Origin of the sequence: Saccharibacter floricola DSM 15669, from assembly GCF_000378165.1 — a bacterium.
In the GTDB taxonomy this organism is placed as follows: Bacteria; Pseudomonadota; Alphaproteobacteria; order Acetobacterales; family Acetobacteraceae; genus Saccharibacter; species Saccharibacter floricola.
Window position 1 is genome coordinate 213530 of the sequence record NZ_KB899335.1, and the last position, 13493, is coordinate 227022.

A 13493-nucleotide genomic window follows, 5' to 3' on the forward strand; every position below is an offset into this window, starting at 1 on the left:
CACTGTTTTCCTCATAAAGGGTGCAAAGCCTTATGGTGTGTGTGCGTGACATGCAGGCTGTCTCTTTTCTGGTTGCTTTGGCATTTCCTCTTCCTGCATGGGCAGAAGATGGAACAGATGCCATCAAAGAGCTTCAGCGTGAGGTCAAAGAGATGCGTTCACAAATGCAAGGTGAAATTAACCATCTCAAACAGGATTTAGCACGCGAACATGCGCTCCGAGAGCGTGAGCATGCGTCTCTTATCGCGATGGAAAAGCGGTTGGACAATCGAACGACTCCGTTACGTCCAACGGTGCCCACAAAGAAGCAACATGTGGAAAAACCAATGATGGCCCGCACGCGGACGGTTTCGCCAACCTCTTCAGCGCCAATTGTTGTCGCGCAGAAGAGGACGGAGGCTCATCATGAACCTTCCCATGATGAGGTCGCACAGACGCAGCTTGTGTCTTCTGAGCAGCCTTCTCCTTCTCCAGCAGCGCCGAAAAACACATCGTTAATGCCCGTATGGACGCGTCCTTCACGATCTGATCAATGGGTGGAAGGGCGTAATACTCCACCAGATCATGGGTTAGACCTTTCTCTTTCAGACTTTAAACATGCAACGGAAGAGGCTGAGGTGATGGAAGTCGGTGGAATGCGCATTGGCTTTCCTTCAGGTCGTCCAACTCTTTCATCAAAAGATGGACGCTACGCTTTTTCAGTCGGTCTTGTTGCGCATATTGATATCGGTGGCTTCCCCTCGTCAGACGGACAGCGTTATGGCGGGGCAGGACGTTTTGCGAAGCTGAATGAAAATGCACGCCGCCTACGTCTGCCTTTAAGCTGGCGATATAATAATTTCATCGTTTCTCTCACCCCCGAATGGGGGCGGACTGTTGATGGAACAGCCGGGCTTTACGAAGCGAACATGACCTATACGGGCTTTAAGAACAGCAAGCTTGTCTTAGGTTATTATCAGCCACGTGTGACGCTTTATGATTCTGAGAGTTCTAACGATTTCCAACTGATGGAACGTCCAGCTATTTCAGAGGTTGTGCGTCTTATCTCTGCGGGTGACGCGCGTATGACGGTCGGTGGTAAAACCCATGGGAAAGATTGGTTTGCCAGCGCCTATCTCACAGGCCAAACATATGGGGATCGCACAGCAGATCCGACGATCTCAGATAGCCAAGTGGGGTCGGTATTGCGTGTTGCGGGGCGGCCTGTTCACTCAAAAGACTGGGATCTCCATCTTGGTGCATCTGCCACTATGTCCTTTAAGCGTAATCAAAATGCGCAAGGGCGTGTTTTGGCGTTAATCGATCGTCCTGAAACGCGCTTAACCAACGAACGCCTTGTCGGCACAGGGACGTTGCTAGGGGTTAAAAATGCGTGGGCCGTAGGGCCAGAAATTGCCTTACGGTATCGGTCGTTACTCGTGCAGGCGGAATATTACCATGTTGGTGTCACGCGTGAGCAGCAGCAACGCCAACAGCCGGCGCCTAATCTTGGTTTTGATGGCTATTATGTGTCGGCAGGATATACGCTCATTGGGCGTCCACGTCGCTATCGTGATTCATCAGCGGCCTTTACGGCCCCACAAGCAATGGATGAATTTGACCCGACGAAAGGGCATTGGGGGGCACTTGAGGTGGTTGGACGCTGGAGTGTGATGGATTTTAATAGTGGCCTTGAGCGAGGCGTCTCCCCGTCATTGACAGGCGGCGTGCAGGGCGGAAAGCAGAATGTGCTTTCTGGTGGTTTAAACTGGTATCTAAACCGTCATTATCGCGTTCAGGTTCAATATAGTCATATTCACGCGACACCTTCACGAACGGTCGGCACGACAAACAATCAGGGGCGAACCATTAATATGATTGGGTCACGCTTTCAGGCTGCTTTCTGATGTCTCATAAAGTAAAGGCGGAGAAAATTCCCCGCCTTTACTCTCTTTTAGAAAAGAACGTCTAATTAAGCGTCAGCTCCTGCAACGGAAGCCCCTTCCTTAAGACGTTTAACCGTAAAGGTTTGTTGAGTGTCACCTTCCCAGCCCTTCAGCGTAACGCGCAGCTCTTTCCCAGGAGCAAGCTCGCCAATGGCGCGAAGCTGGTCAGCATTGCGGCCCATCATGAACTGGAAGTCGTTCAGCACAACGACATTGTCTCCCTCTGGGCGGAAATGAGCAGGCTCACATTCCTGACCTTTGGCATCCAGCACGGTAGCAACAGTACGGTCGAACAATGCTGACAGACCATTGAGCATTTCAAAGGTCATGGGTGTCAGCTTTTCCCATCCCATCAGGCTGGCTGCATTAAAATGGGTCAGCTCATTGCGTGGGTTGATGCTGAACCATGTGTCACGGTCTTTAACGCGCAGACCAATCAGATTGTCACCCGCATCAACCATTTCAATATCTGGAAGGGAGCGTGGAAGAGAAGAACGCTTACGCAGCACTGCTGTTGATGGGAGGTTCAACGGCACAGGCGCTAAAGCAAAAAGATCTGGATATTCGTTAGGTGTGAACGGACGACGAATCAACTCATCACGGATCGGGTCATGATCAATGATATGACCAAACCAGTCGATTAGCCATAGACGGGTCAGGGATACTGAATCACTCATACACAATTCCTCCAGACTTTATATTGTTATTCCACGATACCGAAGCAACTTATCGGTTGATTTGAAGGCATTTCATCATAACACCAGATAAAGCTGCTTTCTCAGAGGAGCGGAAACTTCCAAAACTTGGATCAATCCCATTCCCTACCTGCGCAGATAGATAATGCTTGTATACGTCAAGATAAAGGGTGAAATGGCTAAAAATATGACGAATTTGTCCACAATACTCCCATTTTCTGTCTAATGGAGCGTAATGGAATGCGTCTGAGGGAGACCATGGCTCATCTGTCCATGGTGTGCCAGGTAATTCATCAGTTCCGCCCAATAATCCTTTATTGGGCCGTTGTCTAAGAAGGATATCGCCCTCTTGGTCTACTAAATAAAAATGTACGCCATAGCGATTAGGGCGTGGTTTTTTAGGGGCGCGTTGAGGAAGGTGAGAAGCTTGGCCTGCTTTATGCCCTTGGCATGTGAGGCGCCACGGGCATGTAAGGCATGATGGCTGACGTGGCGTGCAAATTGTTGCGCCAAGGTCAAAAAGGGCCTGCGCAAAGTCAGAAGGGCGTTGTTGAGCGCTAGCATCTTCGTTAAGTGTCGCCGCTTTTCGTGCCAGTAAAGGCCGAGATTTTGGGAGCGGGTCGGAAATGTTAAAGAGGCGTGCGGTGACACGTTCAACATTGCCATCAACGGGGACAAAGGGACGATTAAAGGCAATCGCAGCAACGGCGCGAGCTGTGTAGGCACCAATCCCCGGTAACGCTAAAAGTTCGTTAAGTTCAGAGGGAAAAGAGCCCATTTCAGCGATACGCTGTGCGCAAGCATGGAGGTTTCGTGCGCGGGCATAATACCCAAGCCCAGCCCAGAGGCGCAAAACCTCGTCTTGCGGTGCGGAAGCGAGATCCGTAATCTGGGGGAACTTTTCAAGAAAGCGTTTATAGTAGGGTGTAACCGTCTGCACAGTGGTTTGTTGCAGCATGATTTCACTCAACCAGACATGATAAGGGTTGGCTGTCTGGCCGGGTTTGGCACGCCACGGTAAATCACGTCGGTGACGGTCATACCAACGGAGAAGAGAAGATGTATCGGGTGTCACACAGGTGGATATGATGAAAAAACAGACGTCCGACAAGAGCGAGAACCAAAAACTCAAATCAACGCGCCCTACGTCTGTAAAAAAACGCTCGGCTTTTCAGCCGCCGTCACGGACACGTAAGGGGATGATGATTGGTGCGTTAGTTCCCTCGGTAACGAAACCGGCTTTTAAGCGGAAATCACCGCTATTTATGCGGCTTATTTTGGATTGGGACTCTATCGTGGGGCCTTCTATGGCTCAGCAAAGCGAACCATGCCGGTTGCGACCGGGGGTGCTCACGCTTCGCTGTTCTGGACCAATGGCGATGGAAATTCAGTATGCTGTTCCTCAGCTTTTAGAGCGCATCAATACAGCGTGCGGTCTGAGTGGTGACGGCGCGATACAACAGATCAAACTCGTGCAAGACCGTAAGATAGTCGCGGTACGACCGCTCACAAAAAAGGCCGCCTCTCCCACTCCAGTGGCGTTGCCAGAGATGGAAGAGGGGCCTTTACGTGATGCTCTTGAGCATCTTGGTGGGCAGATTGCTGCCCACTCAAAACATCGTCGCTCTTAGTTTTTCTCACCACCAATAATGGCAGAGGCAGGATAGCCCTGTGCGAAGAGATGGGCGCGCATCCCACAGAAATTCACCTGACGTTCGATTGTTTTGCGAACATTCGGTTTTGCGTGATAGGCGATCCCCATTCCCGCAGCGCTTAGCATTGGGATATCGTTGGCGCCGTCGCCTGTTGTGATGGATGCTTGCAGCTTCACGCCACGTTCAGCGCAGAGGCGTTCTAGATGCGTTTTCTTTTCGTCCGGGCCAAGGATTGGGCCAAGAAGTTGACCCGTGATGACACCATTTTTGATCTCAAGATCATTCCCGTAATGCTCATCAAAGCCGCAAAGTGGAGCGGCGCGGGCCGTAAACCAATCGAACCCACCAGAGATCAGCGCTGTGCGGGCCCCGTTGGCTTTCATGGTCTGCACGAGCTCACGCACCCCATCGCTAAGGTCTAGCACGTGCAACACTTCATCAAGCAGGGATTCAGGCTGGCCTGCCAGCACAATGGTGCGTTCACGCAAAGACGTTGCAAAATCCATCTCACCATTCATGGCGCGATTGGTAATATCGGCAATCTTGTCGCCTGTGCCTGTGCGTTTGGCAAGCTCATCAAGCGTTTCACCTGCAAAAGTGGTGCTATCCATATCGGAGATCAGCACGGCTTTGCGGCGGCCACGATTCTTGTTGAGAATCGCATCAACTTTAAAAGGGGATAATGTTGCGCGGATTGTTTCCGGTGTTGGGGCGCCAGCTTCTGGCGTTGGGCAAGGGATATCGACCGCTTCACCCTCAGACAGGGTGACAGGGGCCTCGCCTTTGACCAAATTGCGCGCAATATCAATAGCTTCGTTGGACAAAGTACCGTGTTTGCGGTTTGCAACGAGGGTAAGGACATAAGGAAGGGACATGACAGCTCTCGCTAACAGCTCAGAAGATATGGCAGAACAGCACGATGAATGCTCCTGATAACGCGATCATTGTGGCCGGCCCAACCTGTTCGGGCAAGTCAGCATTAGCGCTTCATTTGGCAAGGCAGTGTTGCGGTGTCGTCATTAATGCGGATTCTATGCAGGTTTACCGCGAGTTAGACATCCTTACAGCCCGCCCCACGGAGGCTGATGAAGCGGCTGTTCCTCATCGTCTTTACGGTGTTTTGGAGGCATCCCAGCCAGGAAGTGTAGCGTGGTGGCGACAACAAGCACTAAAAATCATGAAGGAGTGCTGGGCAGAAGGGCGCTTGCCCATTCTGTGTGGAGGCACAGGCATGTATCTGCGTGCTTTGACGGATGGCTTGGTTGAAGTGCCAGACCCCGGAGATCAAGCGCGCCATCAAGCGCGGGCTCTTTTGGCAGATATTGGCCCAGAGGCTTTGCATGAGCGTTTGAGCCAGATGGACCCAGAAACAGCATCGCGCCTCAAGCCCAATGATTCCCAACGTATTGCACGTGCGTGGGAGGTGCGCATGGGCACGGGGCGTGGCTTGGCCGCGTGGCAGCAAGAGCCGGCTCTTCCAGCAGCTCCGTGTCGTTTTGTTTCTGTGCGTCTTGATCCCCCGCGCGACGAGCTTCGTGCGGCGATTGCACGCCGTTTTGACGCTATGCTTGAGGCGGGGGCCTGCGATGAAGTCGCCGCGTTGCTTGCTCAGCATTTACCTGACACTGTTCCAGCCATGCGGGCGCATGGTGTTCCCGAGCTTGCACGCGTGCTGCGTGGGGAGTCTTCCCTAGAAGAAGCGCGAGAAACTGCGGTTCGTGCTATTGGGCGTTATACACGCAGGCAGGCCACTTGGTTCCGCCATCATCGCCTTGGTCGAGAGGGTGATGATATGGTTTCATTTCACAGAATGAGTGAAAGTACGCAACTTTTGGAAAGAGAAATACAAAAAATAGAAAATTTTATTCAAAACCGAATTGACCAGTCCTAGGATGGCGTTCTAGAGGGGAAGGGTATTTTTTTCGTTCTTGGATAGGAGCCGCCTATGCCTGCTCATAAGACAGCCGCGACATCACCGATGCTTTCGACCGGTGCTGAGGTCGTTCTTCGCGTTCTCGAAGAGTATGGTGTAGAGGTTATCTTTGGGTATCCTGGTGGGGCTGTTCTGCCTCTCTATGATGCGTTGTTTGAGCGGAAAAAGATTCGTCATATTCTTGTCCGCCACGAGCAGGCTGCTGTTCATGCAGCGGAGGCCTATGCACGCTCAACAGGGAAAGTGGGCGTTGTGCTGGTCACGTCAGGGCCGGGAGCGACAAACGCTATCACGGGTCTGACAGACGCGAAAATGGATTCCATTCCGCTTGTGTGCCTGACTGGGCAGGTGCCCGTGCCTTTGATCGGCAAGGATGCTTTCCAAGAAGCAGACATTGTGGCGATGACCAGCCCGGTGACGAAGAAGAGCACCATGGTGCGTGATGGCGCTGAGCTGGCACCCACCATGCGTGAGGCGTTTGAGATTGCCCAGAGTGGCCGTCCAGGGCCTGTTGTGGTGGATCTTCCCAAGAACGTCACTGTAGCAGAAGCGCCTTTCCCGCCGGCTCCTCAGACTGAAAAGCAGGAAGTCGTTGCCTCCGTTGATAAGTCTGCGATTAAACAGGCTGTTGAGGCGATGAAGAAGGCGAAGAAGCCTCTCCTTTACACAGGCGGTGGCGTGATTAATGCGGGTGATGAAGCATCGACTTTGTTGCGTGAGCTGGCACGGCGCACAGGCTTCCCTGTTACCTCGACGCTCATGGGGCTAGGGGCGTTCCCTGGTTCAAGCGACCAGTTCCTTGGTATGCTGGGGATGCATGGGGCGGTAGAAGCCAATATGGCGGCTCATGATTGTGATGTGTTGGTCTGCCTTGGGGCTCGCTTTGATGATCGTGTTACAGGGCGTGTTGATGGTTTCTCACCGCATTCGTTCAAAATTCACGCGGATATTGACCCACGTGAATTTGGCAAGATCATTACCGTTGATGTGACCCTTCAAGGGGATTTGAAAGCAACGCTGAAGGCCCTTCTCGACGCTTGGGGTGATGCAAAAGCTGAAGACCTTACGCCATGGTGGAAAGAGATTGACCAATGGCGCCAGGTGAACGGCTTTGGCTATGAGCAAGACACGGCGTCTGACGCGCCTATTAAACCGCAATATGCGATTGATCGGCTTTATGCGCTGTCTCACAAGACAGGACGTGACACCTTCGTGTCCACAGAGGTGGGACAACACCAAATGTGGGCCGCGCAACATTTCGGCTTTGATGAACCGCGTCGTTGGCTGACATCTGGTGGGCTTGGTACGATGGGCTATGGTTTGCCTGCTGCTGAAGGGGCACAGGTCGCTCATCCAGACGCTTTGGTGATTGATATTGCCGGTGAAGCGTCAACCTTGATGAATATTCAAGAGCTGGGAACCTTGGCGCAATACCGCCTTCCGGTGAAGATTTTCATCCTCAATAATCACTATCTTGGCATGGTACGTCAGTGGCAGGAGCTGATCCACGACAAGCGCTATTCTGAATCGTACAGCGATGCGTTGCCAGATTTCGTAAAACTGGCGGAATCTTTTGGGATTAAAGGCCTGCGTGCAACATCGGTTGGTGAGCTTGATACCACGATTGAAGAGATGTTGTCTCATAACGGTCCGGTGCTCGTGGATGTGCACGTTACGGCTGAAGAAAGCTGCTATCCGATGATTCCGTCGGGTGCGACCCATAACCAAATGCTCCTTGGGCCGGATAAAGTCTTCGGTGGGGCGGAGCTAACGGAAGAGGGGAAACGCCTCGTTTAAAACGAGAGCGTCTTTCTTAAAAAATGACTGTGAGGTCGAGGGTGTTCCCCTCGACAACGTTGGGGGCTGGTGGGCCTCGTTCAGATGGCCTTGAGGGGCTAAAAGGAGCAAGTTATGCGTGTTTATTATGATCGTGATGCGGATATCAATTTAATCCAAAATAAAAAAGTGGCGATCATTGGCTATGGGAGCCAAGGCCATGCTCATGCAACCAACCTGCGTGATAGCGGTGTGCGTGAGATGGTGGTGGCTCTGCGCCCTGGATCTAAGGCTGCACCAAAGGCTGAGGCTGCCGGTTTCCGCGTTGTGACCCCTGCTGAAGCAGCAGCTTGGGCGGATGTTGTGATGATCTTAACACCAGATGAAGGGCAGGCTGCTCTGTATAAAGACCATCTGGAGCCTAACCTGAAGCCGGGTACCGCTCTGGCGTTTGCTCATGGTCTGGCGATCCATTTCCGTCTGATTGAACCCAGCCCTGAGATGGATGTGTTCTTGATCGCACCAAAGGGCCCTGGCCATACGGTGCGTTCTGAATATGAAAAGGGTGGCGGAGTGCCTTGCTTGGTGGCTGTGGAGCAGAATGCGTCCGGTCATGCTCTGGAACTGGCTCTGTCCTATGCCTCTGCTAACGGTGGAGGCCGTGCTGGTGTGATCGAAACCTCCTTCCGTGAAGAAGTGGAAACAGATCTGTTTGGTGAGCAAGCGGTTCTGTGCGGTGGCACGATCGACCTGATCCGTGCAGGGTTCGAGACGCTGGTTGAAGGTGGTTACGCTCCAGAAATGGCTTATTTCGAATGTTTGCACGAAATGAAGCTGATTGTGGATCTGCTTTATGAAGGTGGGATTTCCAACGTGAACTACTCCATCTCCAATACGGCTGAATATGGTGAGTATGTCAGTGGCCCACGCGTGATTACATCTGAAACCAAGGATGCAATGCGCAAGGTTCTGCGTGACATTCAGGATGGCACCTTCGTGCGGAACTTCATTCTGGAGAATCAGTCAGGTAATGTGACGTTTAAAGCGACACGCCGCCATAATGATGAGCACCAGATTGAAAAAGTGGGTGCGAAGTTGCGTGAGATGATGCCGTGGATCGCTAAAAACAAGCTGGTCGACAAAACACGCAACTAATCATTATATCTGTATTCTTTGGAAAAGCCTCTCTTTTTGCTCTTTTAGAGCTGGAAGGGGGGCTTTTTTATAACAAATACTTAATTTTTATAGCAGAATAAGGTTTTTATCATATTAAAGGTTGCATTTAGAAGAGATGGTGTTTAACAAGCGGCTTTCTTTAAGCCCAAGGGGGCATTATGCCCAACAGGCTGTCTACTGGTTTGGGGGTACGTCATGAACGCACTTGCTCAACTGGGGATGGTATCGGAATGTCCGAGAGATATCCAGAACGCTAACACAGTCCCGGCTGAGGCCGAATGTAAGGACTATTTTATCTCGCGCGACGGCGAGCAGTTTGCAGGGAATCACCTGCTGATTGACTTCTGGGATGCCCAGAACTTGAATGATCCACAACGGATTGACGGTATTTTACGCCGCGCTGCAGAAGCAGCAGGGGCGACGATTCTGCACGGCCATTTTCATCATTTTACCCCTAATGGGGGTGTGTCTGGCGTGCTCGTTTTGGCAGAAAGCCATATTTCTATTCACACATGGCCTGAGCGTCAATTTGCTGCGGTTGATGTGTTCATGTGCGGCGCCTGTGATCCGCATCTCTCACTTCCTGTCATGCAAGAATTGTTTCAGGCAGGACGGGTTGAGTTGGATGCCTTTCGTCGTGGACGTGTCCAAAAACGCATGAAAGACCTAGCGTAAGCAACGCGTATTTCAGCAAAAAATAAATAGAAGATGTGGCGAAGCTGTTTTGAACGGCTTCGTCATGTCGTGATGATGTGTGGAAGGATCGGATATGGCCGATACATGGTTTAATGAGAGCCTTTACCCTGATTGGGGCCAGCGGTTTCAGACGGTGCGTGAGCTTGCACGAGAGCGTTCTGATTTCCAGGATATTGTGGTTTTTGAAAGCACCTCTCACGGCCGCGTTTTAGCGCTTGATGGTGTGATCCAGATTACTGAGCGCGATGAGTTCGTGTATCAAGAAATGCTGGCTCATGTACCGTTGCTTACGCACCCAAAAGCAGAGCGTGTGCTGATTATTGGTGCCGGAGATGGTGGCGTGCTTAAGCGCGTTCTGCAACATAATACGGTTAAGCAGGCTGTGATGGTCGAGATTGACGGCCGCGTTGTGGAGCTTGCTAAAGAGCATATGCCGATGATTGCGGGTGATGCGTGGCATGATCCACGTGCTGACGTGATTATTGGTGATGGGATTGATTATGTCGCTAAAGCAGCGCCGTCTTCTTTTGACGTGATCATTGTTGATAGCACAGACCCAATTGGCGTGGGCGAGGTGCTGTTTACAGATGAATTTTACCGCGATTGTGAACGGATTCTCTCTGACGAAGGCGTGATCGTGAACCAATGTGGTGTGCCGTTTATGCAAGCAGATGAGCTGCAGGAAACGAGTGCACGTCGTGCGAAATTCTTCCCGCATGTAACGGCCTATGTCGCTGCGGTTCCGACCTATGTCGGTGGCTTTATGACGCTGGGTATGGCGAAAAAAGGCAAGAACCCGCATCAGCTGGATGTAGAGCAGATCAGACAACGTGCCCAAAAAGCGGGGCTTTTGGAAAGTTGCCGCTATTGGACTCCAGAGGTGCATATAGGCGCATTCGCCCTCCCTCCCTATATTGCAGAGCATCTCCCCGCTGTTCAGGGGTAATGTGCTGAAGGATGAAGAGTATGGTTCGTCGCGTAACGGTTTCTGATGTTTTGAAAATGAAGGCAGAGGGGCGCCGTATCCCTATGGTGACGGTGTATGACTACCCCTCTGCGTTGATTGCAGAACGGGCTGGCGTGCCGGTTGTCTTGGTTGGGGATTCCCTTGGGATGGTTGTGCATGGTCATAACACCACCCTTCCGATCCGAGCCGATGATATGATCTTCCATGCTCAGATGGTGATGCGCGGCAGCCAGAATGCTTTGGTTGTGGTTGACCTTCCTTTTCTAAGTTACGCAACGGAGCAAGATGCTGTCACAACAGCCCGGCGTATCATGCAAGAAGGCGGCGGGCAGGCTGTCAAACTTGAAGGCGGGGCGGAAATCGCACCGATTGTGCGGCGTCTGACAGAAATGGGCGTTCCCGTTATGGGGCATTTGGGCCTCACGCCTCAATCACAGCATCAGCTTGGATTGCGTGTGCAGGCGAAAGAAGTGCGATCTGCTCGTAAATTATTAGCCGATGCTCGCGCACTTGAAGAAGCCGGTGCTTTTGGCGTTGTGTTGGAGCTCGTCCCGGCAGAATTGGCCGAGCTTGTGTCGAGTGAGTTGACGATTCCAACCATTGGAATTGGCGCCGGTGTGGGCTGTGATGGCCAAGTGCAAGTTTGGCACGACCTTTTAGGAATATTTGATGGTAAGTCGCCACGCCATGCTCATCGTTTTGCTGAAATTGGCCCACAGATGGAAGAGGCTGTACGCCACTATGCCGAACAAGTGAAAGAGGGCAGTTTTCCTACGGCGGCGCAGAGTTCAAAAATGAATCCAGAGGTTTTGGCAGAGCTTAAAAAAGATATTTCTTCTTCAAAATAAAGAGAAGAGAGATTGTCAGCTTCTGGAGATACTGGCACAGTGAAGCTCTCGTTACGGGAGAGACTGGCTAACAATGCCAGCGCCGAAGGAGCAACCGCCCCGGAAACTCTCAGGCAAATGAACCGAAACGAGAGGTTATTCTGGAGAGAGGTGCGTTAGCATCCGCCGATGGGATAATGATCTCAGGCAGAAGGACAGAAGGGGCTGTGTCGCAGGCTGGAAAAGTCTGCGATGTGGTTTTGTCCAATTTTTGCCGGGGTCATCCCTCTGATGAACGAACCTCTCAAGCACACACCTCTCTACGATCTTCACGTATCACTTGGCGCCAAGATGGTGCCTTTTGCGGGCTACGAGATGCCCGTTCAATACCCGATGGGTGTGATGGAAGAACATCAACATACGCGCCATAAGGCGGGATTGTTTGATGTGTCTCATATGGGTCAGCTTCGTATTCGTCCGCGTTCTGGCGGCGGGGCTGAGGCCGCAGCAGCGTTTGAAACGCTTGTGCCGATGGACTTTATCGCTTTGCCTGAAGGGCGGCAGCGTTACGCGCTTCTGACCAATGAGCAGGGCGGTATTCGTGATGACCTGATGGTTGCGCGACAGGCGGGCGATCTGTTCGCTGTTGTTAATGCGGCCAATAAGGATAGTGACGCTGCTTATATTGAAAAGCAGCTGGCAGGAGACTGCCAAGTCACCCGACAGTTTGACCGCGCCCTTCTCGCCCTTCAAGGGCCGAAAGCGGTAGATGTCATTGTTGATCTCTTTCCCCAAGCAGCCGCGATGCGGTTTATGGATTGTGTGGATACAACCCTTGATGGTGTTGCTGTCACTCTTTCGCGTTCAGGCTATACGGGCGAAGATGGCTTTGAGCTTGGCCTTCCTGCCGACAAAGCAGAGGCTGTAGCACGAAAGTTGCTCGATCATCCTGATGTTGCGCCGATTGGTTTGGGAGCCCGGGATTCACTCCGTCTTGAAGCAGGGTTATGCCTTTATGGCCAGGATCTAGATACCACCACGACCCCGGTTGAAGCGGCGTTGGTTTGGTCGATCCAAAAGAGCCGCCGTCCCGGTGGGGAGCGTGCAGGTGGGTACCCTGGAGCGGAGATGATTGCTCAGCAGCTTGAGACAGGGGTGTATCGTAAACGCGTTGGCCTTATTCCTGAAGGGCGTGCTCCTATTCGCGCAGGGGTAGAGCTTTTTGCTGATGAGGCCGGGACGGAAAAGGTTGGCCGTGTCAGCTCTGGGGGTTTTGGCCCGACAGTCGGTGGCCCTGTTGCGATGGGCTATGTCAGCAAAGAGAAGGCAGCGCTTGATACGCCGCTTTTTGCGTCATTGCGTGGGCGTATGGTGCCGGTTGTCGTGCGTCGTATGCCGTTTGTTCCTGCTGGGTTTAAGCGTTAATTTTTCACGATAAGGACAGTTATTATGACCACACGTTATACTGAAACGCATGAATGGGTTCGTCTTGAAAGCGGCAATATTGCCACCATCGGGATTACAGCCCATGCCGCTGAAGAGCTGGGCGATGTTGTGTTTGTTGAAGCGAAAGATGTTGGCACGCACCTTAAAGACGGGGAAGCCGTTGCCGTTGTGGAATCTGTTAAAGCGGCTTCTGATATTTACACGCCTTTGGCCGCTACGGTGGAGAGCGTCAACAGTGCGCTGACAGATGACCCTGCTCTGATTAATGGCGACCCGGAAGGGAAAGGGTGGATCTTGACGGTGACGTTGGACGACCCAGAAGCGTTTAACACGCTGCTGAGTGCGGAAGATTACAAGAAACTCTAAGAACCTTATTGTTCTTTTACCCCTTTGGTGG

13 protein-coding genes and 2 riboswitches are annotated in these 13493 nt (G+C 52.1%); of the genes, 10 read left to right on the top strand and 3 right to left on the bottom strand.

All coding sequences use genetic code 11. From position 1 onward, the window contains the following. Positions 1–32: 32 nt before the first annotated feature. Positions 33–1886 carry an OprO/OprP family phosphate-selective porin gene (locus tag F457_RS12155; protein ID WP_018979906.1) on the top strand — a complete coding sequence of 618 codons (1854 nt, stop codon included), beginning with the start codon at positions 33–35 and terminating at the stop codon, positions 1884–1886. A gap of 65 nt (positions 1887–1951) precedes the next feature. On the opposite strand, the gene F457_RS13235 is transcribed toward F457_RS12155, so the two are convergent. Then, positions 1952–2602, bottom strand: a complete 651-nt coding sequence (locus F457_RS13235) for a hypothetical protein (protein ID WP_018979907.1) — start codon at positions 2600–2602, stop codon at positions 1952–1954. A gap of 49 nt (positions 2603–2651) precedes the next feature. After that, complete coding sequence (gene mutY, locus F457_RS0104315; RefSeq protein WP_018979908.1) at positions 2652–3695, bottom strand: A/G-specific adenine glycosylase; 1044 nt, start codon at positions 3693–3695, stop codon at positions 2652–2654. A 10-nt stretch (positions 3696–3705) separates the two neighbouring features. On the opposite strand from mutY, the gene F457_RS0104320 reads away from it, so the two are divergent. Then, entirely contained in the window at positions 3706–4251 is a 546-nt protein-coding gene (locus tag F457_RS0104320; protein WP_026294184.1) for a DUF721 domain-containing protein, read from the top strand. Here F457_RS0104320 and serB read toward each other — a convergent pair. Then, entirely contained in the window at positions 4248–5150 is a 903-nt protein-coding gene (serB, locus tag F457_RS0104325) for a phosphoserine phosphatase SerB (RefSeq protein ID WP_018979910.1), read from the bottom strand. The genes F457_RS0104320 and serB overlap by 4 nt on opposite strands. 44 nt (positions 5151–5194) lie before the next feature. Between serB and miaA the strand changes: the two genes are divergently transcribed. From miaA to gcvH, 8 genes are all read left to right on the top strand, one after another. Then, complete coding sequence (miaA, locus tag F457_RS0104330; RefSeq protein WP_018979911.1) at positions 5195–6166, top strand: tRNA (adenosine(37)-N6)-dimethylallyltransferase MiaA; 972 nt, start codon at positions 5195–5197, stop codon at positions 6164–6166. Between the two features lie 54 nt (positions 6167–6220). Continuing rightward, on the top strand, positions 6221–8005 hold the full coding sequence (gene ilvB, locus F457_RS0104335) for a biosynthetic-type acetolactate synthase large subunit (protein ID WP_018979912.1): 1785 nt from the start codon (positions 6221–6223) through the stop codon (positions 8003–8005). A gap of 114 nt (positions 8006–8119) precedes the next feature. Further along, entirely contained in the window at positions 8120–9139 is a 1020-nt protein-coding gene (gene ilvC, locus F457_RS0104340) for a ketol-acid reductoisomerase (protein WP_018979913.1), read from the top strand. A gap of 216 nt (positions 9140–9355) precedes the next feature. Beyond that, positions 9356–9835 (top strand): adenosylmethionine decarboxylase, encoded by a 480-nt coding sequence (gene speD / locus F457_RS0104345; RefSeq protein ID WP_018979914.1) that lies wholly within the window; start codon positions 9356–9358, stop codon positions 9833–9835. A 94-nt stretch (positions 9836–9929) separates the two neighbouring features. Next, positions 9930–10802 (top strand): polyamine aminopropyltransferase, encoded by an 873-nt coding sequence (gene speE, locus F457_RS0104350; protein ID WP_018979915.1) that lies wholly within the window; start codon positions 9930–9932, stop codon positions 10800–10802. A gap of 20 nt (positions 10803–10822) precedes the next feature. Further along, a complete protein-coding gene (panB, locus tag F457_RS0104355) occupies positions 10823–11671 on the top strand; it encodes a 3-methyl-2-oxobutanoate hydroxymethyltransferase (protein WP_018979916.1) in 849 nt (282 codons plus the stop codon). 44 nt (positions 11672–11715) lie between these two features. Then, a riboswitch (glycine riboswitch) is annotated at positions 11716–11806 on the top strand. After that, positions 11807–11875, top strand: a riboswitch (glycine riboswitch). It begins immediately after the preceding riboswitch. A 66-nt stretch (positions 11876–11941) separates the two neighbouring features. After that, entirely contained in the window at positions 11942–13075 is a 1134-nt protein-coding gene (gcvT, locus tag F457_RS0104360) for a glycine cleavage system aminomethyltransferase GcvT (protein WP_026294185.1), read from the top strand. 24 nt (positions 13076–13099) lie between these two features. Beyond that, positions 13100–13462, top strand: coding sequence for a glycine cleavage system protein GcvH (gene gcvH, locus F457_RS0104365; RefSeq protein ID WP_018979918.1), 363 nt, complete (start codon positions 13100–13102; stop codon positions 13460–13462). Positions 13463–13493: the final 31 nt, after the last annotated feature.

Coding starts and splice junctions, on each gene's coding strand:
- serB (WP_018979910.1), bottom strand. CDS start 5,150: ATGTCCCTTCCTTATGTCCTTACCCTCGTTGCAAACCGCAAACACGGT.
- speE (WP_018979915.1), top strand. CDS start 9,930: ATGGCCGATACATGGTTTAATGAGAGCCTTTACCCTGATTGGGGCCAG.
- gcvH (WP_018979918.1), top strand. CDS start 13,100: ATGACCACACGTTATACTGAAACGCATGAATGGGTTCGTCTTGAAAGC.
- miaA (WP_018979911.1), top strand. CDS start 5,195: ATGAATGCTCCTGATAACGCGATCATTGTGGCCGGCCCAACCTGTTCG.
- ilvC (WP_018979913.1), top strand. CDS start 8,120: ATGCGTGTTTATTATGATCGTGATGCGGATATCAATTTAATCCAAAAT.
- panB (WP_018979916.1), top strand. CDS start 10,823: ATGGTTCGTCGCGTAACGGTTTCTGATGTTTTGAAAATGAAGGCAGAG.
- F457_RS0104320 (WP_026294184.1), top strand. CDS start 3,706: ATGATGAAAAAACAGACGTCCGACAAGAGCGAGAACCAAAAACTCAAA.
- ilvB (WP_018979912.1), top strand. CDS start 6,221: ATGCCTGCTCATAAGACAGCCGCGACATCACCGATGCTTTCGACCGGT.
- F457_RS12155 (WP_018979906.1), top strand. CDS start 33: ATGGTGTGTGTGCGTGACATGCAGGCTGTCTCTTTTCTGGTTGCTTTG.
- speD (WP_018979914.1), top strand. CDS start 9,356: ATGAACGCACTTGCTCAACTGGGGATGGTATCGGAATGTCCGAGAGAT.
- F457_RS13235 (WP_018979907.1), bottom strand. CDS start 2,602: ATGAGTGATTCAGTATCCCTGACCCGTCTATGGCTAATCGACTGGTTT.
- gcvT (WP_026294185.1), top strand. CDS start 11,942: ATGAACGAACCTCTCAAGCACACACCTCTCTACGATCTTCACGTATCA.